Annotated in this window: 17 protein-coding genes; 5 read left to right on the plus strand and 12 right to left on the minus strand. The window is 36.3% G+C overall.

Annotation, left to right across the window (positions count from 1 at the left end):
* Positions 1–6: 6 nt before the first annotated feature.
* Positions 7–246, plus strand: a complete 240-nt coding sequence (locus ACG916_RS19575; protein ID WP_336951503.1) for a DUF2171 domain-containing protein — start codon at positions 7–9, stop codon at positions 244–246.
* A gap of 673 nt (positions 247–919) precedes the next feature.
* On the opposite strand, the gene ACG916_RS19580 is transcribed toward ACG916_RS19575, so the two are convergent.
* The 3 genes from ACG916_RS19580 to ACG916_RS19590 all read right to left on the minus strand — a co-directional run bounded on the left by ACG916_RS19580 (position 920) and on the right by ACG916_RS19590 (position 5,116).
* A complete protein-coding gene (locus ACG916_RS19580; RefSeq protein WP_419328603.1) occupies positions 920–2,875 on the minus strand; it encodes an alkyl/aryl-sulfatase in 1,956 nt (651 codons plus the stop codon).
* Positions 2,876–3,026: 151 nt separating this feature from the next.
* Positions 3,027–3,644, minus strand: a complete 618-nt coding sequence (locus ACG916_RS19585; protein WP_336951507.1) for a TetR/AcrR family transcriptional regulator — start codon at positions 3,642–3,644, stop codon at positions 3,027–3,029.
* 98 nt (positions 3,645–3,742) lie between these two features.
* Positions 3,743–5,116 carry a hypothetical protein gene (locus tag ACG916_RS19590; RefSeq protein ID WP_336951509.1) on the minus strand — a complete coding sequence of 458 codons (1,374 nt, stop codon included), beginning with the start codon at positions 5,114–5,116 and terminating at the stop codon, positions 3,743–3,745.
* Between the two features lie 746 nt (positions 5,117–5,862).
* On the opposite strand from ACG916_RS19590, the gene ACG916_RS19595 reads away from it, so the two are divergent.
* The gene (locus tag ACG916_RS19595; RefSeq protein ID WP_336951554.1) at positions 5,863–7,221 is read left to right on the plus strand and encodes an amino acid permease; all 1,359 of its coding nucleotides are present in this window, start codon (positions 5,863–5,865) and stop codon (positions 7,219–7,221) included.
* Between the two features lie 258 nt (positions 7,222–7,479).
* Positions 7,480–8,256, plus strand: a complete 777-nt coding sequence (locus ACG916_RS19600; RefSeq protein WP_336951556.1) for an IclR family transcriptional regulator — start codon at positions 7,480–7,482, stop codon at positions 8,254–8,256.
* 401 nt (positions 8,257–8,657) lie between these two features.
* On the opposite strand, the gene ACG916_RS19605 is transcribed toward ACG916_RS19600, so the two are convergent.
* The gene (locus tag ACG916_RS19605) at positions 8,658–10,046 is read right to left on the minus strand and encodes a GntP family permease (protein WP_336951558.1); all 1,389 of its coding nucleotides are present in this window, start codon (positions 10,044–10,046) and stop codon (positions 8,658–8,660) included.
* Between the two features lie 304 nt (positions 10,047–10,350).
* Between ACG916_RS19605 and ACG916_RS19610 the strand changes: the two genes are divergently transcribed.
* Together ACG916_RS19610 and ACG916_RS19615 are read left to right on the plus strand one after the other, a co-directional pair.
* Positions 10,351–11,511 (plus strand): iron-containing alcohol dehydrogenase, encoded by a 1,161-nt coding sequence (locus ACG916_RS19610; protein WP_336951561.1) that lies wholly within the window; start codon positions 10,351–10,353, stop codon positions 11,509–11,511.
* A 31-nt stretch (positions 11,512–11,542) separates the two neighbouring features.
* On the plus strand, positions 11,543–13,039 hold the full coding sequence (locus ACG916_RS19615) for a CoA-acylating methylmalonate-semialdehyde dehydrogenase (protein ID WP_336951563.1): 1,497 nt from the start codon (positions 11,543–11,545) through the stop codon (positions 13,037–13,039).
* Positions 13,040–13,568: 529 nt separating this feature from the next.
* Here the strand turns inward: ACG916_RS19615 and ACG916_RS19620 are convergent.
* From ACG916_RS19620 to ACG916_RS19655, 8 genes are all read right to left on the minus strand, one after another.
* Entirely contained in the window at positions 13,569–13,853 is a 285-nt protein-coding gene (locus ACG916_RS19620) for a hypothetical protein (protein ID WP_336951564.1), read from the minus strand.
* A complete protein-coding gene (locus tag ACG916_RS19625; RefSeq protein ID WP_336951566.1) occupies positions 13,854–14,444 on the minus strand; it encodes a recombinase family protein in 591 nt (196 codons plus the stop codon).
* Between the two features lie 399 nt (positions 14,445–14,843).
* Positions 14,844–15,866, minus strand: a complete 1,023-nt coding sequence (locus tag ACG916_RS19630; RefSeq protein WP_419328601.1) for a Csu type fimbrial protein — start codon at positions 15,864–15,866, stop codon at positions 14,844–14,846.
* On the minus strand, positions 15,863–18,373 hold the full coding sequence (locus ACG916_RS19635) for a fimbria/pilus outer membrane usher protein (protein ID WP_419328599.1): 2,511 nt from the start codon (positions 18,371–18,373) through the stop codon (positions 15,863–15,865). The genes ACG916_RS19630 and ACG916_RS19635 overlap by 4 nt, the downstream gene beginning before the upstream one ends.
* A complete protein-coding gene (locus ACG916_RS19640) occupies positions 18,374–19,174 on the minus strand; it encodes a fimbrial biogenesis chaperone (protein WP_419328623.1) in 801 nt (266 codons plus the stop codon). It lies immediately after the preceding gene.
* A 19-nt stretch (positions 19,175–19,193) separates the two neighbouring features.
* Positions 19,194–19,700, minus strand: a complete 507-nt coding sequence (locus ACG916_RS19645; protein ID WP_336951572.1) for a Csu type fimbrial protein — start codon at positions 19,698–19,700, stop codon at positions 19,194–19,196.
* Between the two features lie 11 nt (positions 19,701–19,711).
* Entirely contained in the window at positions 19,712–20,266 is a 555-nt protein-coding gene (locus ACG916_RS19650) for a spore coat protein U domain-containing protein (RefSeq protein WP_336951574.1), read from the minus strand.
* Positions 20,267–20,326: 60 nt separating this feature from the next.
* Positions 20,327–20,863, minus strand: coding sequence for a Csu type fimbrial protein (locus ACG916_RS19655; protein ID WP_336951576.1), 537 nt, complete (start codon positions 20,861–20,863; stop codon positions 20,327–20,329).
* Positions 20,864–21,407 lie beyond the last annotated feature (544 nt).

Here is a 21,407-nt window from a genome sequence, read left to right on the forward strand (position 1 = left end):
GCTGAAATGACTACTTTCAATATTCAAGATATTAAAAAGCACGCGAATGTTATTGCATCTTGTGGCACACAAGTTGGTACAGTTGATCATCTCGAAGGCGATAGTCAGCTAAAATTAACTCGTGATGATGATCCGAATGGTCAACATCATTTAATTCCAACGTCTTGGATTAGTGATGTTAAGGGTGATCAAGTTATCCTGAATAAAAACTCAGAAGAAGTCCGTGATCAGTGGAAAGCTATATAAATAAACCTAGCGCAGTCATACTTATTTGGCTGCGCTTTAAGCTATTTGTAGATATTTACAAAGTGCAAGCTAATCGAACTCACCAACACCTACAACAGCGTAACAAGTGCATTATGTAAATATAGGCTCTCAAAAAGGAAAATCAACCCGTAGGTATTACAAAATAAGTTTCTTAATTATGCTGACTATAGAAAAATATAAGGTTGATAAAATCAAGATTAAGCTCTTAAACTATCGAATATTGATACAATCAACATGACCTATATATTTACTCAATATATTCAAAAAATGACACAATCAAGTCATCTTTAATAAAATCTTATTTTTAATAAAAAATATTTCACAATATTTTATCTACCTTTTAGTTAAAAATATCACTTAAAGCTATTATTTATGAGTAAATTAATATAAAAATAAACATTTTTTAAACAAGTTTCCAATTAAAATTCCTCCCTAGAAAATACGCTATAAAATTCAAAAAATATTTAACAAAGTAGCAACAGGGTTAAAATCCTTATAGTTTACTTTTAATTTTGAATACCGTTACAAGAAATGATTTCTTTTATTGCATGCGATAAGAGTGGGACAACTAAGTTGATAAGTTCGCCCATCTATATTTAGATCTACTGATTTAAGCTTATGGCTCTATTTATTTGAGCCTAGCCTTGTAACTTTAGCCATTTGGTCGAGTCACAATTGGGAAAATTGAATCTGGCCGTTTAAACATTGCAAAGAATTTTCCAATTTTCAGTGGATTGCCTTTGACTTTACTGTCTTTAGAAAGGAGGACTTTTACCCCTTCTATTTGTCCTGTAATCATTTTTAGATATAAGGGTTTGGTTAAGGTTAATGTTGGGCAATCCGATGCCAAAGCGCTACTGTGATCATAACGCTTGAATTGCATGACTGAGTTTTCAACCCACAATGAAAAATTCTCTTTGGTATCCGATAAAACCAGATTGAGACACTGGTTTTCACTTTTTAAATTTTCTACATCTAAATTGGTTGCCATGGCTTCAAGAAATCTTTCTGTTGGCGTGTGAATCAATAAGTCACTTGGATCAGATGTATTTTGCAAAGGTAGATTATTTTGTAGCTCTTGGGCACCGACTAAAAAGAAATTACGCCAAGTTGAAGCCTCAGCAGCATAGCCCAATTGACGATAAGTATTTGCCAATAAGTTTTTCGCTTGTTGGTTTTGAGGGTTATTCAACACAATATGCTTTAAAATCTCAGCAGCCCATCTATAATCAGCTTGATCATAGGCATCTTGCGCATTTTTCAACGCTTTGCTCTCCCCACCTGCTAATTCAATATATTTTTTTGCAACAGCTTTAGGTGGCAATGGATCTAAATTGGAAGGATGGGCATCGAACCATCCCATATAATATTGGTATACCGCTTTTACATTATGCTTTAGGGTTCCATAATAGCCATGAGCATATAGTTTTTGATCAAGTGCCGCTGGAAGCTGAATTTTCTCAGCAATTTCAGCGCCATTTAAACCAGAGTTCATATATCTCACCGTCTGGTCATGGGTAAACTTATATACATCTCGCTGCGTTTTAATAAAATCTTGAATATTGTCATTGCCCCATACTGGCCAATGATGCTGTGCAATCAACACATCCGATGTTTTGGCATGTTGCATTGCCTGATCTAAATAACCCACCCATTTTAAGGCATCTCGTACTTTAGCACCTCGAAGGGTATAAAGATTATGCATGGTATGCGAAAGAATTTCCGCGCCATTATAAAGTTTGAGTGATGGGATAGAGAAGGTTAACTCGGCGGGCGCTTCTGAACCCGGCACGTTATAAAACACAAAATCTAGACCATCAACGGTCATTTTCTGTTCCGCCTGAGTAATCAGTTGTGTAGGCTCAAGGATTCCCATTTTCCCAACAGCAACTGCCTTACCTAAACCTGTATCTACCAGCCCTTGTGCATTCTTCGGTAGAAAAGTTCCATACATGTAACTGGCACGACGTAGCATGGCTGAACCTGCCATCACATTTTCACTGGTCGCTTCTTCCATAAAGCCTTGTGGCGCTATAATTGGCGTTTTTCTTGCGTTAATTTCTTCGGTAGAAATAACACCTAATGCCCCACCAAAATGATCGATATGGCTATGGGTAAAGATAATGGCTGAAATTTTTTGCTCACCTAAATGCTGTCTAGCAAATTTGAGTGCAGCTTCAGCTGTTTCTTTAGAAGTTAATGTATCAACAATAATCCAGCCAGTATCACCCTGTATAATAGTCATATTTGCCAAATCGAAACCACGAATTTGCCAAACTCGATCTGTAACTTTAAAAAGACCGACATTGTTGTTTAACTTTGCTTGTCGCCATAGACTCGGATTAACAGTATTTGGAGCTTGATCGTTTAAAAAATTAAACGCATCAAAATCCCAGATAACATTGCCTTTCTCACTTTTAATTTGACCCGTCGGCTTGGCAATAAAGCCTTTTTGCGCATAATTAAACTCAGTCATATCATCTAAATTATATTTATTCTTATAGGTATTATTTGACTCAATGACTGCTTTTTCTACCGCTGCATTTGCTGCAAAAACAGAAAATGGTAAAATAAACATCAATGAGACCGTCAAAAATTTAATTTTCATTGTCTTTCCTTTTAAAAACATCCATATTTTTGGGTTTTATGATTTGTGCATTATTTTCATCTGGCATTCAACCCTGTCTTATATCCCGCTATAAAATCCTCTTCCTTCTACAATTTGATTCATCCCCGCTTTCAATTGGTGATTTTATTGATCAATCATAACTTTGATTTACCTTGAATCGAATGCCACCTTCAATATAGTCTTTTAAGTATTTACCCAACAGTTTGTGATCTTTTACCTTGGTCGGCCAAAAGTGTTCAAGACCAATATCACTGACCACATTGAGTATCGTATTGAAGGTAAAAAGTACTTTTAATGCAATCGCGTCAGGTTCAGAATCTGGTAAAGCCAGTTGTAATAAAGAGACTGCTTTATCTGAAATAGGTACCAATGTCTTTACAACAATGATCCGCCCTTCGTCTCCTGCGCTAATCGTCTTAGAAAAGAATTTTATATAATGAATCCCATTTTCCTGTAAAAGAATCTTCACCATCGGTTTCATCAAGGCATCTACAACATCAGAAACTTGTACATGTTCAGGTTGAATCGCATTTAAGAGCGCGAGGCTGTCTGTAACATAAGGTGTCATGACATGATCAAGCGCAGCTTCTACCAATCCCCATTTAGATTTGAAGTGGTAATATAAAGCTGATTTATTTGCTACTTTTGCAGTTTCATTAATTTTCTGTACAGACAAAGTTTCAATATTGTTCTGTGAAAAGAGAACAATCGCAGCCTCGATAAGCTTTTCTTTGGTTTGATTACTTATCACATTCCATAGAGAAAAATAAAAAGAGAGGTCTTTTTATATCAAAAATGATAAAAAATAAACCAGTCCAATCGACTGGCTTATTTTTGACAGATGAACTATGAACAACCTTTGGCTTCAAATTCCTCTTTAGAGCTGTAGTTCAAGTCTGGTAAATAATCACCCATGACTGTCTTTTCATCTCCCCAAACTTTGGTGTTCTGGATTGCTTGACTAAAGTTTGAATACGGTAATAAATTTCTCATGATCAGGAAACCAACATCGTTATGCCCTTTTTCCACCGCATCTGGACCAGTATACCCATCACCACGTGGACTTAAAGGCAAGTACGCAATTCCACATTCTTCTGTTGCATTCTTTGGTCGATCTTCTGGTAGAGATACAACGAGAGTATAAAAGCCATTTTTGTCTGTATGCTTTATTTGCTCATCATAGATACAAAAGTTAGTTGCTGTCGAGATCAGCTCATTGCTACAAATTGACCAATATCGAATATCACCTTTCCCTAAAGTGGTTTCGTTACCAGAAGTTGCTGCGATTTGTGGCAGTTTACCTTTCACCACAACCACCTTACCGAGCTTACGGCTAATCACAGAAAAGGTATATTCATTATCTGGTGTAGCCCATTGATTCAGCTTACGTTCAGTTTTAAATCCTTCACACTGAGCTAAGTTATATTTATAAATACAACTAATATTCGCAGGCCCGTTATAGGCGGTATACCATGTTGGGGTCAATTGCGCAGGGAAACCCGTGTAAGGCTGTTTATTATACAAACTTAAAATTAAGTTCAAAGGCGTTTGCACATTATCCAAAGCTTTTTCTTTCACTTTAAGGACCGTACAAACTTCTGCACCTGTTTTGATTTCACCATTGGCTAACTGCACTTTAAAGCGAGGAAAATTAACCCCTCCTTTCTCATTAAAGCCTTTATTCGGCACATAAACACGATAGATTAACGCCACTTCATTACTGTCTGTTTTAGGTGCATATAAAGTATTTTCTTGAGGCAATGCAGGTAGATCCCCCAAGACCAACTCAGCTTTAAATCCTCTTTCTTTATTTAAGCGGTTATTCCCCACAATAAAGGGATTGGTCACACCGTGATTGGGTTTAATATTGACATCTACCAAAGAGTTAACGCGTTCTCCTTTAGCTGTATAGCTAACCAGAGAAGTGTGACGGGCATAAGGATAATCACCATCGATAAAAACTTTTGCACCTTCTGGCACTGTAAATTCACTCGACCAATAATTTACATTGGAGTCTGGAAGCGCATAATTCATAGGATTGGCACCACCGGTTCCATCCTTACTTGAAACCGCATTTTGCCACATACAATCTGTCAGTTCTGCTTTAGGCGGTTGGGTTAGATATTCCTCATCATCATTGTCGTTACAAGCACTTAAAGTGATTGAACCCATAACCGTCGTCAGCAGTATCCCTACTTTTAATTTATTCATTTTTTCCATAACGTACTTTTCCTTTACACCATGTACTTCGATCCTAGAACGATGGCGACTTCATTTTAATTTTAATTGATCATTTAAATGGATTGTTTTTTAATCCACTTAGATTAAATATAATAATCCACTTAGATTAATTTTCAAGCGTTTTTTTTTGATCTTTTTAAAAGGTTCTTTTTTGCACTGATCAATGACATTTCAAGTCGGTATTTAAAATAAGCGCAGTTTCTCTATCCATATAAATTAAAAAGATATTTTTTGATAAAAGGGTGATTTTTAACAGTAGGTCTAATTATTTTTATAAAAATGCGGAAGAACCTAAACTGAGGTCTTTTTGATACGTCATTTATTATTTAAATAAAATGAAGGAAAAACTTTTGCTCAATATCTTGAAAATCTCGAACCTAAATTGAATATCTACTTTCTCATTTTAAAAGGAAGATAACACAAGTGAGATAGCAAGAAAATTTCTTTAAATTGAAAAAAATAAAAATATACTAGATCTTTTCCATACATCAAAAAATGATCATCAGGAGCGAATCCTATTTGTATAGGAACTCCCTTCTCCCGTTGGGAGAAGCCTCTTTCAATAGCGATATGATGTACTCAACATGAGCTTTATTGATTGATAAAATCGCTCTAATATTCCAGAGTTCAATATCTTTTAAAATTCCAGCTGCAATATCATTTTCAAACTAGGTTATCTATAACCAATCAATTACAATAGCTTCTTTTATTCAGCACAGCATATTTTGAATCGCTCATCTTCCCAATTAAAACGTGGACTTAAAAATCGTCATATCCAATTGATCGCTATGGGTGGCGCTGTGGGTACAGGATTATTTCTAGGTTCTGCACAAGTCATCCAATCTGCTGGCCCTTCGATTATTTTAGGCTATGCCATCGTCGGTTTGATTGCCTTTTTAATCATGCGCCAAATGGGTGAAATGATTGTAGAAGAACCTGTTGCAGGTTCATTCAGTTATTTTTCACAAAAATATTGGGGAAAATTTCCTGGCTTTTTATCTGGCTGGAATTACTGGGTCATGTATATTTTAGTCGCCATGACTGAGCTTACAGCGGTAGCTAAATATGTGCATTATTGGTGGCCGCATATCCCCGCTTGGGTCTCTGCTTTATTTTTCTTTGTCATCGTGACTGGTTTTAATCTGGGCAATGTTAAATTTTATGGTGAATCAGAATTTTGGTTAGCCATTATCAAAGTTGTTGCTGTGATTTCGATGATTGTATTTGGTTTATATCTTTTGCTCACAGCTGGTGCTGATTCAACTGCAACTGTGGCAAACCTATGGCAACATGGTGGATTTTTCCCACATGGTTTTTCAGGGCTGTTTTATATGCTGGCCTTTTTAATGTTTGCATTTGGCGGCATTGAATTGATTGGGATGACCGCTGCTGAAGCAGAAAATCCTGAAAAAAGCATACCACAAGCAGTCAATCGCGTGATTTTCCGCATTTTAGTTTTTTATATTGCTTCTCTTGCCATTATTATGTCATTAATCCCATGGAATCAACTTGATCTGGGTGGTTTAGATAAAAGTCCCTTTGTAATGATTTTCAGCCAACTGGGCTTAGGCTGGGCAGCACATTTACTCAATTTTATTATTTTGACTGCGGCACTTTCAGTATATAACAGTGGTATGTATGCCAATAGCCGTATGCTGTATGGGCTTGCAGTACAAGGCAATGCACCGAAGATGTTTGCAAAAGTGAGCAAACAAGGTGTTCCAATATCTGCTGTGGTATTTTCTTCTATTCTAATTTTTGGCTGTGTGTTACTGAACTATTTTGTGCCTGAAGAAGCATTAAGTCACCTGATGTATTTGGCTGTTGCTGCTTTGGTTTTAAACTGGGCAATTATTAGCTTTACTCATTTAAAATTTAAGCAAGCCATGAAATTGGAAGGCAAAACCGTAAAATTCCCTTCAATTTTTTCACCTATTAGTAATTATATTGTTTTAGTTTTTATTAGTATGATTCTATATATCATGTGGAAACAAAACTTTAAGGAGTCTGTCATCTTGATTCCTATCTGGATTATGGTGATGTTTGGATTATTTAAAATTTTAAGCTGGAACAAGTCACGCTAATATTTAAAAAGGCTTATTGAACCGAATAGGCCTTTAATGATTCTAATATTCTCAGCGTTCCATAACCAGAATTTGGTTAAAGTATCTAAAAACTTTTTTTCACAAAAGCTCGAATGATTGACGTAGAATTTCTTACATTGAGAAGTCCAAATCTACAACGATAAAGCATTGATAAAAATTTCATATCTACAACTTTCAAGTGATAATATTCATAAACTCAAGTTGCTATGAATGAAGCATGTTCTTTTGGAAAATTTTATGACGCAAGATACAAAACGAAATAAAGGTTCATCGATCACACGAGTACTTGAGATTTTAGAAGCAATTGGTGAAGCAAAACATCCCCCTTCTCCACTTGATCTCTCTTTAGCACTTGATATTCCAAAACCCAGTATTCATCGACTCATTCAATTATTAGAAAAAGAGGGTTATGTCAAAGTAGATTTACACGGTGGCTTGTTGGTGGGTGGAAGAGTCAAACACTTATTATTCAATGTTTGGGAAAATGAAAAATTTAGAATTGAGCGATTTTCTATTTTAGAAAAGCTGTCAAATAAGATTGGCGAAACCTGTGGTATTGCCATACTACAAGATAATCATATGCTATACGTGGACCGTATACAGACGAACTGGCCATTACAGGTATATTTACCTGTCGGTTCAACAGTACCTGTTTGGTGTACATCAAGTGGTAAGCTTTTTCTAAGCCATTTATCCGCAGAGAAAAGGAAAAATATTTTAAAAAATATCCCAATTACACAGTACACAAAAAACACCATTACAGATCCTAATTTGCTTGAATCTGAAATTCAGCGCATTGGCGTAACAAATTTAGGTACAGACAATGAAGAGTTTATAGCAGGTATGGTGGCTTGCTCAGTTCCTATACTCCACCCCAACGGTGAAATCATTGCTTGCTTATATACCCATGCACCAAGCATTCGAAAATCTTTAGATGACTTAATCAGTTATCAAGATGCATTAAGAGATGCAGCCACAGATTTAAATACTTATATCAAAAACTCTATCCATTAAAAGATGAGAGCTCGTGATTACACTTGTTGTATTAGTTAAAAAATTGAGCATTGAATACCCATCCCTATTTTAGCCTGTCTATTCAATGGCTTGCTGATAATTTAATGAATTACACGTAATCGTTTATAATGTTGCGACTTAGAATTCGCCCCTAAACGCGTCTACATGTGGAGGTACAGGACGTACCTCTCAACTAATATGAGCAAAAAAAGCATAGCTTGGTTTGCAGCGCAAGGTTTGGCATCCCCTATGTAAACTTTAACTGTAAAGAGTTTATTACAAGCTTTTAAATCCAACATATTCATTTCTATGGAAGAGTATAAGTTGCATAATTTATAAAGTTTACTGAGGCATAAGAACTACTCAACATGCACAAGCATCTAGTCTCAACAATTCAGTCGTTAAAATGATCCAAAATATGTTCCAAGCGTTATCACTCCGATCAGTGCCATCAGGGGGAAAATAACTGCGACAACAAACATGTCATAATAGGACTGTTTATGTGTAAGACCGCAAAGTGCAATAATAGTAATCACCGCACCGTTATGTGGAAGTGAGTCTAAAGAACCTGAAGCCATAGAAGCGACTCTGTGCATTAATTCTGGTGAAATACCAAAATCTTGCGCTAGGTTCATATAGGTTTCGCCCATCGTATTTAATGCGATACTCAAGCCACCAGAAGCAGAGCCGGTGATGCCAGCCAGTACATTGACCAAAATTGCTTCTGAAACCAGCGGATTACTGGGTGCTAAACTGACTAAAAAATCTTTTAAAATGACAAAACCAGCTAAGGAAGCAATAACTGACCCATATCCAACTTCTGAGGCAGTATTAAAAATCGGTAAAAAAGAAGAAGAAACACCATTTTGAATGCTGTCTCGAATATCGTTAATTCGCTTCCAATTTAGACCAATAATGGCAATACATGCGATGACCAATGCCGTAATAATAGACCAAAGGCCAATCACTGAATTCAAACTTGTATTACCAAATTGAGCAGTTGCCAAATATGAAGTATCCATATTTGGAAAAATTACTTTAGATAACATTAAATTAGATAAAATAACCAATACAATCGGGATCATTGCAATCAGCAAACTCGGATCTGAGTGGGTTAAAATTTCTTTATGATTTTCGATGTGATTACCATACCCTTCACCTTGTTTTATTGAATGCTTGACTCTTCTATTTAGCCACCACATCCCCGTAATTAACATAAAAATTGATGCAATGATGCCAAGAACAGGAGCCGCATATAGATCCGTTTTAAAATACGGCATTGGGATTGCGTTTTGAATCGCGGGAGTTCCAGGTAAAGCAGTCATGGTAAAGGTTAATGCACCAAGCATAATTGCAGCTGGAATGAATCGTTTAGGAATACCCAACTCTTTAAATAATGCCGAAGCAATGGGAAATACTGCAAAACCCACTACAAAAAGTGAAACACCACCATAAGTTAATATCGCACAGGAAATAACGATCGATAACATCGCGCGGTGATGCCCTAAACGTTCAACAAAAAAAATTGCAATCGTACGGGCCGAACCACTATCGTCCATGAGCTTTCCGAAGACTGCACCTAAAAGGAAAAGTGGAAAATATTTGATAATATAACCACCTAAACCACTCATAAATACTTGCGAATAAAATCCTAATAATTCATGTGTCATTCCACTCCAAATGACTGCAAACAGTGCAAGTACAGGCGCCAAAATAATGACACTAAAGCCTCTATAAGCTAAATACATCAGCAAAATCAAAGAAACTACTATTCCAAATAGTCCTAACATCTTAAACTCCATTTATTTAATTATTATGATACATATTGTATCGATATACATGTATATCCAATTTTTAATGATGAAGCTAGATAAAAATATTTTCCACTTTAAAAAATCACTCAAGATATTGTTATTTATATATAAATATTTTTATTTTAGTAAAAATCATAAAACGCCTATTTACATATTAATTTATATTGATACGATACATATCAATATACAAGTATTATAAAACTAATCTACAGCATGCAAACTCATCATTTTCAAATGAAAAATGCATGTAAATGGAATGAAACTAAAATGGAGTTCGCTTATGTCACATACAATTTTATTGCCCCGATTTATTGAAGTTGGAAAAAATGCTAGAAAAAAAATCCCTGAAATTTTAAAAAGCTTAGGCTGCCATAAACCATTGATCATTACCGATCAAATGATGGTGAAATTGGGCTATATCGCTGATATTCAAAATATTCTCAAAAATGAGCATATTGAAGCAGACTATTTTGATCAAACTATTCCAGAACCAACATCAAGTTCTATTGAGGCTGGAGTCAAATTTATTCAAACAAAACAATATGATTCAATTATTGCCATTGGTGGTGGGAGTCCAATTGACAGCGCAAAAGCGATTGGTATCTTAGGTCGCTATGGTGGAAAAATCAGAGATTACAAATTTCCTCGGCAAGTCAATGAACAAGGCTTACCGATTATTGCTGTTCCAACAACTGCAGGGACAGGTTCCGAAGCAACCAAATTCACCATCATTACCGATGATGAAAGCAATGAAAAAATGCTTTGTGTTGGTGCTGGTTTTATGCCGATCGCTGCAATTGTGGATTATGAACTTACTTTAAGCTTGCCTGCTCGTACCACAGCGGATACTGGGATTGATGCCTTAACACATGCGATTGAAGCCTATACCAGTAAAAAAGCCAATTTATATAGTGATACCCAAGCATTGGAAGCAATGCGCTTAATTGGACCCAATCTAAAAAAAGTCTATCTAGACCCAAGTGACAAAGGTGCCAGAGAAGCTTTAATGCTTGGTGCAACATTGGCAGGTGTGGCTTTTAATAATGCTTCGGTCGCTTTAGTTCATGGCATGAGCCGACCTATTGGCGCATTTTTCCATGTCCCACATGGTTTATCGAATGCCATGTTATTGCCCATGATCATCGAATATTCAATTCCGGCCGAACCTGAAAAATATGCTGATTGCGCAAAAGCCATTGGCGCAGCGCAGCAAACTGATTCTGTTGAATCTGCCAATGCTAAGTTAATTGAAGCATTAAAAGACATTAATTCATCACTGCAAGTGCCAACCTTGGAAGCTTTTGGTGCAGATAAAAGATATTTTGATGAAGTTGTAAATACTATGGCAGAACAGGCACTTGCTTCAGGCTCACCCAGTAATAACCCTCGTCTACCGACGAAAGAAGAAATCGTAAAACTTTATCAACAATTATGGTCTTAATTTTTCAACGAAAATAAACAAGGAGATATCAATGAATACCATCGGGCATTTCATTAATGGACAACTCTCAACTGAAGCAAGCCGCACTCAAAAAGTATTTAACCCAGCAACAGGTGAATCAAATTCCGAAGTTGCCATTGCTAGCCAAAAAACGGTACTTGAAGCAATAGTAGCAGCAGAAAATGCATTTCCTGCATGGCGCGACACACCCGTCATCAAACGTGCGCGAGTCATGTTTAAGTTTAAAGAGTTACTTGAAAAGAATGCAGATAAAATCTGTGAGCTAATTGGTTTAGAGCACGGAAAAATTTGTCATGATGCTGCAGGAGAATTACAGCGCGGTATAGAAAATGTTGAATATGCTTGTGGTGCCCCTGAGTTTTTAAAAGGTGAATTTTCAAAAAATGTAGGCCCCAATATTGACTCTTGGAGTGAATTTCAGCCTTTAGGTGTCGTTGCAGGGATTACCCCTTTTAACTTCCCAGTGATGGTGCCGCTTTGGATGTTCCCAATGGCAATTGTCTGTGGTAACTGCTTTATTTTAAAACCATCCGAGCGTGATCCATCCTCAACATTATATATCGCACAATTATTAAAAGAAGCAGGTCTTCCCGATGGTGTCTTCAATTTGGTCAATGGGGATAAAGTTGCTGTAGATACACTTTTAAACGATCCACGTATCCAAGCCATAAGCTTTGTCGGCTCAACTCCAATCGCTGAATATATTTATAAAACGGCAACAGCTGCGGGTAAACGTTGTCAAGCTTTAGGTGGTGCAAAAAATCACGCGATTATCATGCCAGATGCTGATGTAGATAATGTGGTTAATTCTCTACTTGGTGCAGCTTTTGGTTCATCAGGTGAACGTTGTATGGCACTTTCTGTTGCTGTTGCAGTCGGTGATGAGATTGCGGATACCGTGATTACAAAACTTCAAAATGAAATCAGTAAATTAAAATTTGGACATTTTTCCAATAAAAATAATGATTTTGGGCCTGTAATTACAGCAGACCATAAAGCTAAAGTGGTTGGTTTTATCGACAGTGCTGAGCAACAAGGTGCAAAAATTGTCGTGGATGGTAGACAAGCAACCGTTGGTGACTATAAAAATGGCTTCTTTGTGGGACCGACCTTAATTGATCAAGTTACACCAAACATGCATAGTTATCAGCAGGAAATTTTTGGTCCAGTCTTACAAATCATGCGGGTAGAGACTATGCAAGAAGCTATGGATCTGATTGATAATCACGAATATGGTAATGGTACATGTATCTATACTCGTGATGGAGAAGCAGCACGTTATTTCTCTGATCATATTAAAGTGGGGATGGTTGGCATCAATGTTCCTTTGCCTGTACCTGTCGCTTATCATAGTTTTGGGGGGTGGAAGCGCTCACTATTTGGTGATTTATATGCATATGGTCCAGATGGTGTCCGTTTTTATACACGCAGAAAAACGATTACTCAACGCTGGCCTTCTGCGAACATCCGTGAAAATAAACAATTTTCAATGCCCACTTTAAATTAAGATTTTTAAATTAACACAGTTTATTTATTTATCGATTTACTATTGCGATTTGGGAAGTATCTAACATTTTTTTGATATTTCCCAAATTCTTCGATATCGGCTTCCTTAAAATAAATTTATAATTTCTCTTAATAAAATCACATATAAATTCTCTCTTTATAAATAATTTTAATTGAATGTTTTTTAAGATCACATAATTCAAAAAAAATAGTCTCTTAGATCAAAACATTAATTAAAAAACAAAATTAAATACTTGTTATTTATACTATTTAAATCAATCATATTATTTACATGAGTAAATTAGCATAAAATAATACTATAAAATTCTATTTTTTATAAAAATTTTTATTTGCATAATATATTAATTACCATCGCCATACTTTCAAATAACCAACATTAAAAAAATTAAAAACATAACTTAAAAATATAAATAGATGTATATTTTTGATTTAACTCAATCATTTAACTTACTATTAAACTTATAAAGTTAATAGCAAAAACCCATACCTGCATTAAAAAATTATAAAATCTATTTAAATAATGATTTTGTTAAATCCACAACATATAGACTTGATCCATATAAAAATATAATGGTTTTTCCTCCATGCTTAATTCCTTGAACTCTATAGTTGACCAAACCATTTAGCGACTTAATTTCAATACTATACTGACTGATCAAATTTTTTGCTTTTTTATGATTTGCTTGTCGTAACACATAAACCAATTGCACAATAATTGTTTTCTTAACATCAGTTTTTTTTTGAGCAATTGCAAACCTGCTTATATGATTCTTATCAAGTTTTTTATTCCTCATCTATTGGTCGTCACTATTAATGACATCAGAGGATTTTAGTATTAAGCGTTGGATTACAGTTCGAGTAACTGAATAATGCTTAGCGATTGAATAAATGCTGTGACCTTTTTTAAAATTCTCCAAAGCTTCTTTTTTTTGTTTATCGCTTAAAATTTCAGGACGACCAACACGCTTTTTTGCTTTATTGAGGACACTTTTTTTTGAAATATTAGCTTTTCCTTCAAAATCAGCACATAGCTTCAAAAAGTGTATAAAAAATTTCTTAAGGTCTCCTGAGATTTCGTTCTTTGAAAACTCTAAACAAATTAATTTAATTTTTTTTTTAAATATTAAATTAGCACTTGAAAAAACTTCATTAAAATTCCCACCTAATGAATCAATTCCATTGACTAATAATATATCTCCACTTTCCATAGAATAATTAACTAAATTAATAAATTTATTTCTGTGCTTTAATGATATACCAACTTCTACTTCTTCCACAATGATTCTCTTAACTGGTATTTCATAACCCGCATTTGAAATAAAATCAACACAAATATTTTTATTTATAGATATATTGTCAACTCTACAATATGCATAGACACGCACAACAGATAACCTTTTCATTTAAAAAAAATATTATAATATTTAATTCACAAAAAAAACACCTGTTGAAAATTATATTTATGTTTTAAACACTACAAACGTTTCAAATAACACACCCATAAAAATAAATAAAAATACAAGCGTATAAAAAAATAATATCTTAATTTGAATTTTTTCTTTTACATTTTAAATTTTAAATTTATAAAACACTCTATATTCTCACTTCAAAAAACAAAATGTTTACAAACAAAAAATTTAAAATAATACTTTCAATTAAGAAAAACGATGAACGGTAATTTATATTAAAGATAAATTTATGATTTACATTAAGTCTTATAATTTATTTATATGTTTATTTTTATGACATCATAATTTTTTATCATGATGTCATTATCAGTATTACTAGAATTCAACCTGTACAGTCACAGTATCACTGTATTTATCAGCCGGTAAATTGTCAGGATTATTTTCAAGGATTTTTGTTGTGAAGGTATAACCCTGTTGAGTTTTTGCATCATAAATACCAGCATTTGTGGTTGCATTACTGCTTGACCATTTCTCAGCTCCGTTGCTGCCCCAACGATCAGTAGTTGAATTTTTATATATTTCATAACGTAGAAAGTTATTGCTATTGACCGCCTTCATCGCACGTTGATTACCACTTTGTGGATATAACCCATTGTTTAATCCCACATTATAAGGCGTTTTTACAGAACAGCGTACTCCCATTGAAGTTTGAACAGGCTCAAAGGCTGTCGCAAAAGCAGCCGTTCCGAAATTGACATCATTGTTAGTAATTCGGCAATCGGGTAAAACTTCTAGATTCAAATCTATTGATGCATCATCACCATTCCCATAACCTCCAATAGGTCCTAAGACTAACACCCTCCAAAGCCCTGTACTATTAAAATATGTTGTTATAGGCCCTAAACCTAAAGCCGGCACGGAATACCACCACTTTACTCTAAATGACTTTTCCGATTTATATATTCCAGGTGATACGTTCTGTCCTGGATCAATTACTGCCCTAAATTGTACCGTACCACTGGGACCAGAAAATAAATCAATGAGCCTCCACCCTCCTATATTTCTTCCTTGGCCTTCGCTAATTGCATTATTTTGAGCATCAAAATATTTGACTGTAATTCGTTCACCAGTGACACTATTAATAAAGTTTACGGGTAAATAATCTACTCTGTAATACATATAACTATTAGTAAATAAAGTTAAATAAGAGGTACAACCTAAACCTGCACTGAATTCCGAAGATTGAACTCCACTTTCTGCCAGAGTAATTGAAGGCACTTTACCAATGGACACATTGCCACTCGAATTAACACTACAACCTGCCTGACTCTGAGCATTAATCAATATTAATCCAGAGAATAATAGACCTGCTGGTATTATTTTTTTTAACATAATCATGGTTTAGCCACCTCATGGCAGACAACTGATTTAATCACTGCAATTTGTTGCTGTGCTTGTTTTAAATCCAATGAAAAGTTTGCTTCACATATGCGCTGATCTGGCAGTTGCACCCGAATGCTATTTTCTGCACCTAGATCTTCAAGATAAGCAATCCCATCCATCCCCACATAACTCGATGCTTGATCTGCACGATGTACCATTGCACCCACTGGAATTGCTTGCCCATTGCTTTGTACTAAAGACACATTTGCCGCATAAGATTGTTTAATTGGGAAACCAATCACTACACCTGAACCGCGTTTTGCCGCAATCCGATTTTCAACTTGAGTTGCATTAAAGTTAGAAGGTAAATCTATCGGGTTGATGCTGTATTTGGCTGCGTAATACGGGGTCACTGACGGTACAAAAACATAACCCTTGGCATTACTCCGCCCCACAAGGCTGTTTTCATAATGCACAGGAACATCTGCAACTTTGTTAGTATCAATCAAGGCAAAAGACTCACCCAATCGATTGGCAGCAAAGACATTGCCTGACATCAACACCACTGAACCTGACAGTCCAAACCAATAGTTATAGTCATTGCTACCCGACATGCCGATATCGGTATTAAAATATTGGTTACGGTAGCTTATTCGTGCTTGATTAAAATCATCACTTTTTTCATTAAAGCGTCGAGTTAAATCTACACCAACCCCTCCGTCCAACGGTGCACTACGGTTATAGTTGATATAACCATAATCGCCGTTAGATTGCTGACTATAGCCTAAACTGGCTGTGGATCTGCTTTTGGAAAAAGGAACCGACAACTGAAATGCAGCACTCCAGTCTTTTTCTATAAAATCCCGATTGGCACTTAACGACACTGTCGCACCACGCAGATAGGAGGGTAATACCGGTGCCCAAGACAGGTTCATTAGTTTATTTTTGATATCTCGATTCTTAGTCTGGATATAGGCCACCCCAAAAGTACCTGACTTATCCGTCGCAAAATAAGTATTAGCAACCAAACTTTTATGACTGTTGGCTGAAATTAAATTGCTGTATTGCAAACGTGAAAGATCATAATAATCCTGATCGCGTTGAGTATGATTGAGACTCAATCCAAAACGTTTTTGGTTATAACTATAACCTAAAGTGTATTGATTTCCCTTCATGTTTTGACTATTGATCCGATTAAATTCACGGTCTGCCCAGCTTTGAGTTGCCGAACCACTTAACACACCAAACTGATTCAGCTTGAGTACTGAACCCAGTCCAGCCAACTGAATTGAATCTGAAAGTTCAACCCGCCCTTCAGCGGTGAGCCAATCATTGATCCCATAACGTGCATCCGCTGAACCAACAAACTTGCCGTATGAAAAGTTTTTGATTCCATAATCTTCGCGGATTTGCCCCATCGACACCGAATAATCCAATAATCCAGGTTTAAGCAAAGTATTCGAAATATAAAATGGCACTGAGGTGGCCACCTGACGACCCACGCTGTCCGTGGTGACAATCACCGCCTCGCCTTTACCATTGATAAACGGAACATTATTAAGAATAAAGGGGCCTGACTGTACATCGGTTGAATTGGCTTTCTGTCCATTGATCAATAAATCTACGGTGCTTGGTAAGGTCGCTTGTCCTTTAAACTGCGGTAAAGGATAAGTAATCAAATCTGGGCGAGTACCAAAATTACGCTGGAGTTGTAATCCACCTAAACGCACTGAACTTCCCCAGGCGTTTTTACTTCCGGTAATTACATCACCCGCTAAAAATGAAAATACCCTGACTGGGTCATCATATTGCCAAGTGGTGTCATAGCGACGGTAGCCATCATTATTTTGATTTGAGTCTTTTCCAACAGAATTAAAATCTGTTTTGCTATAGACCCCAGAGTTTCTCAGTACCCCATAAGGTGAGAAAAAGCGTTGTTCTGTAAATAGCGTACTGCTATAGCCACCATTCTCTGGGCGGTAGGTATAAAAGTCATAGTTATTTAATAAACCAATACCCGACTGTGCTGTTTCAGGTTGATACCAGGAGTCTAATCCACGTATTTGCACCGGCATCCAGCTGGCTGGAAGATCTAGACTAAAATACTGTTGTGCTGAATTATATTCATACTTCAATTCGGGAATCTGATTGAGGCTGACCCAATCCAAGGCCTTGCCCGAAAAGCCTAGAGTAAATACATCCAGATCAGTCAGGTTTTTTTCGGTCTGTTGCTGTAGGGCATCTGCAGGTAGCTTAATCTGTAATTCATCCAGTTTTGATTGCTGGATAAAATAATGATCTCCTTTGACAATGACGGGGATCACTTGTCGCGTCGAATATTGATTGATCACCAAGTCCAGATAGAGCTTAAATAAGCTATTCACTTCTGAAACATCTCTCGGTGGTGGAGGTAAGCCATTTGCATACACATTGCAGCTCAACATTGGGATATTCGAGATCAATATAAAGGTCAGGCTTTTGCATAAAAAAGAAGGTGAATTTAAACCAGATAAATAACCCATTTATCTCCCTCCTTGTTTTTTAATCTCAATCAACTCCTGTTGTACCCCTGAACTGTCGATTCCATACAAGCTTGTTTGACCACTTAGGCTGTTGAGTATCTTGCTGTCCAGATCAAACTTCATGGTGCTGTTTGCCAACACATAACCAAAGGCAGTTTTGCCAAAAGCCATTTGTTCTGAAGTTGGAGTCAATTTAATTCCTGAAAGTCGTGAAAATTTTGAACCGGTATTTTGAATATAAAGTTCAGGTTTCCCCTGTTCATTATTTTTGACCCACCAGCTTAATATCGGTTTAGCCAAAGGATTTTTCGCATTGGTTTTTTGTGAAAGCTCAGTCAAGCCACTGCCAAGTCCTTTGCCATAGCTAAACAAGGGAATTGAATAACGCATCTGAAAACTGACTGTCGAGGCTTCTTTATCGTTTTCTGGATTGAGCTTGATCGGCAGTTCATCAACAATAATTCGATAGGCAAGTTCTTTTGTATCTGGTACTGAGGTTGCCCGAGTTAAACGCAACATATGCTTTTCACCGGCTTTGACCTTTGCCACCGGCGGACTTGGGATAATCTCAGTTTGCTCCTCAAAAGCATCTTGCTGATGATTCTGATCCCATTTAAATACCCGAATCTGTACCATGGCATCAGAGTTACCAGTATTTTGTAGCCATACCGCAGTGGCTTTTTCGTTTTCTTCAATTTTAGGGTAAATTGGCCAGATTAAAAAAGTAGCCTGTGCGAATACAGGTGAGGTCATCATCAATATTGCGGCTGCAAAGAAAGTCCTGCCCGACCATATGTTCATTTTATTTAAGCTCATAGAATCACCATGTAATCGTAATTGCGACCGTATCTTTATAAAGGCCTGCTGATCGTGGTTGATTGTTATTATTCAAATCTGCAACACCATAAACTGAAAAACCCAGTAGAGTATTCGATGTAGTGGTTGACGTCAGTGAGTAACTATTCCCACTGGTATATTCATTCTGCAAATTACTGTTCTGATAAAGCTGATAGGACACAAATTCATTCTGTTGCGCATGTTTCATCCGTCGAGAATTATTTGAGAAGTGATCTCCACCATTCAACATGACCTTTACTGGTAACCGTGCAGTGCACTGGATATTCCAGCTTTGTGCAGTATTGACGACTGACCCAGTTAACTTTCCCTGTCCCACAACAGGATGACGACCAAAATTAAGTCGCTGCTCAACATTGCTGAGTTTGCAGCCATTTTCAATGGTTGCCTGCACTTTAAAATTCGCTGTTGTTCCAGCAAATACGCACGGCCCAGCCAACATAAGCAGAACACTTAAACCTATTTTTTTCATGATTTTGTTCTTTAAAATTCAATGGTAATTGGAATAGTGTCGGTATATTGTCCAAGCGAGACTGACCGACCATTATTAACAGTTTGACCTATGATATTAAGCGTCTGTGGCTGACCATTGTTGGTCAAAGTGATGGTTTGATTCGGTTTTAATGCTTCCCGAGCAGTGCCATATAAGATGTTGTAGGCAAGGAAATCGGTACCATTACTGATAGCACGGAAATAATTTGCACTAAAAGGGGCTGGAACCTTGCTGTCATTCTGTCCTGCACCAAAAGTAACTTTTATCGGAGAATTGCCAGGACATTGAATGGTCAAACCCGATGCAGAAGCATTACTTAAACTCGTCTCAATCACACGATTAAATGCAGCAGTAGTTTCCCCGAAATCTAACTGACCAAAATTCAAGCCAGTTGTTTCGTTATTTACAGACTGATTGTTAATCTTGCAGGATGGCTCTAATTCAAGTTGGATATTTAACTTAGCGGCTAACTGCCCAGCACTACAGAGTGACGAAAAAAGGCTACAAAGTAGCAATCCAACGCTTTGTTTAAGTAACAGGTGCATACGTTCCTCCTTAAAACAGGCTTGTTCAACAACAAACCTGTTTACTGTTACGTATACTGATTAGAAATTAACTGTTACCAACAAAGTGTCTTTATAGTCACCCTGTGCTTTTGCAGTTCCACTGTTTGCAGCAATTGCACCAAAGATTGGGACTTCTTGAGATTCACCACTCGCAGCTGTGAAAGCTTGAGGTGTATTGATTGCGTAGAGATTGGTACGTGCTGCATCACGATAGACGTTATAGCTAACCACGTCTGCAGCAGTGGTATGTTTAAGACTACGATCAGCACGCTGACCACCATCAATTGCAACAGTAAACGCAACAGGATCTGTACTGTCACATTTTACAGCGAGGTGACTACCTGTACCTGCTGAAGCAACCTGAGCAGTTAGAACGTTGGTCCAAGTACCAGAAGTTTTACCAAAATCCAAACTACCAAATTGGTTCATAGCTCCAGCAACTTCAGAACCTTCAACAGAACAACCTGTTGAAACATTCAGCTTGACATCAACTTGACCAGTAACAGCAGCTTGTGCAGTCGCGATATATCCTGTACCTAACAATACAGTTAGCGTTAGTTTTGTTAAAATATTCATATTATGTCCAGTGATATGCATTATTTATTAACTTTTACACAAGAAGTGTGAAAGCATTTACATAATCACATGTGACGAATAAGTGTTCAATAATGACCCTAATTAACAGCACAAAACCACACTATCAAATTGTTTTTACTTTAGATTATGTTTAGACATTGGAATTAAATTATTATTACATTTAAAACATAAATAAATACATTTCATTTGATAGATTAATAAAGTTAAAAGTTAAAATTAATTTAATTATTGTTCAAATAACATAAAGATTAATATGCCGATCTCAGAGCTCAAATTCCGCTTATGCATGTCGGATTATATGTGGGTCTCATTTCAAAAAACATAATTAAATTATATACTTAAAATATTAATAAGTAAAAATCTATACATTAAATCTAATTTAGCACAATAACTACAAGCTTAAACATCTCTTTATTTTCTATAATATTAGAGGTGGATCAGGAAATTTGAACAACACTTATAAGTGATATTTTGCTCCCCAAATGATGTTATAAACATCAATATATGGAGTATTTTATGGCAC

The organism is Acinetobacter legionensis, from assembly GCF_048552295.1.
Lineage (GTDB): Bacteria > Pseudomonadota > Gammaproteobacteria > Pseudomonadales > Moraxellaceae > Acinetobacter.

What these genes read in the sequence shown, in the direction of transcription:
- ACG916_RS19620 (WP_336951564.1), bottom strand. Translation starts at nt 13,853, where the DNA reads ATGAGGAATAAAAAACTTGATAAGAATCATATAAGCAGGTTTGCAATT.
- ACG916_RS19610 (WP_336951561.1), top strand. Translation starts at nt 10,351, where the DNA reads ATGTCACATACAATTTTATTGCCCCGATTTATTGAAGTTGGAAAAAAT.
- ACG916_RS19605 (WP_336951558.1), bottom strand. Translation starts at nt 10,046, where the DNA reads ATGTTAGGACTATTTGGAATAGTAGTTTCTTTGATTTTGCTGATGTAT.
- ACG916_RS19615 (WP_336951563.1), top strand. Translation starts at nt 11,543, where the DNA reads ATGAATACCATCGGGCATTTCATTAATGGACAACTCTCAACTGAAGCA.
- ACG916_RS19600 (WP_336951556.1), top strand. Translation starts at nt 7,480, where the DNA reads ATGACGCAAGATACAAAACGAAATAAAGGTTCATCGATCACACGAGTA.
- ACG916_RS19635 (WP_419328599.1), bottom strand. Translation starts at nt 18,373, where the DNA reads ATGGGTTATTTATCTGGTTTAAATTCACCTTCTTTTTTATGCAAAAGC.
- ACG916_RS19640 (WP_419328623.1), bottom strand. Translation starts at nt 19,174, where the DNA reads ATGAACATATGGTCGGGCAGGACTTTCTTTGCAGCCGCAATATTGATG.
- ACG916_RS19575 (WP_336951503.1), top strand. Translation starts at nt 7, where the DNA reads ATGACTACTTTCAATATTCAAGATATTAAAAAGCACGCGAATGTTATT.
- ACG916_RS19655 (WP_336951576.1), bottom strand. Translation starts at nt 20,863, where the DNA reads ATGAATATTTTAACAAAACTAACGCTAACTGTATTGTTAGGTACAGGA.
- ACG916_RS19580 (WP_419328603.1), bottom strand. Translation starts at nt 2,875, where the DNA reads ATGAAAATTAAATTTTTGACGGTCTCATTGATGTTTATTTTACCATTT.
- ACG916_RS19645 (WP_336951572.1), bottom strand. Translation starts at nt 19,700, where the DNA reads ATGAAAAAAATAGGTTTAAGTGTTCTGCTTATGTTGGCTGGGCCGTGC.
- ACG916_RS19590 (WP_336951509.1), bottom strand. Translation starts at nt 5,116, where the DNA reads ATGGAAAAAATGAATAAATTAAAAGTAGGGATACTGCTGACGACGGTT.
- ACG916_RS19630 (WP_419328601.1), bottom strand. Translation starts at nt 15,866, where the DNA reads ATGATTATGTTAAAAAAAATAATACCAGCAGGTCTATTATTCTCTGGA.
- ACG916_RS19650 (WP_336951574.1), bottom strand. Translation starts at nt 20,266, where the DNA reads ATGCACCTGTTACTTAAACAAAGCGTTGGATTGCTACTTTGTAGCCTT.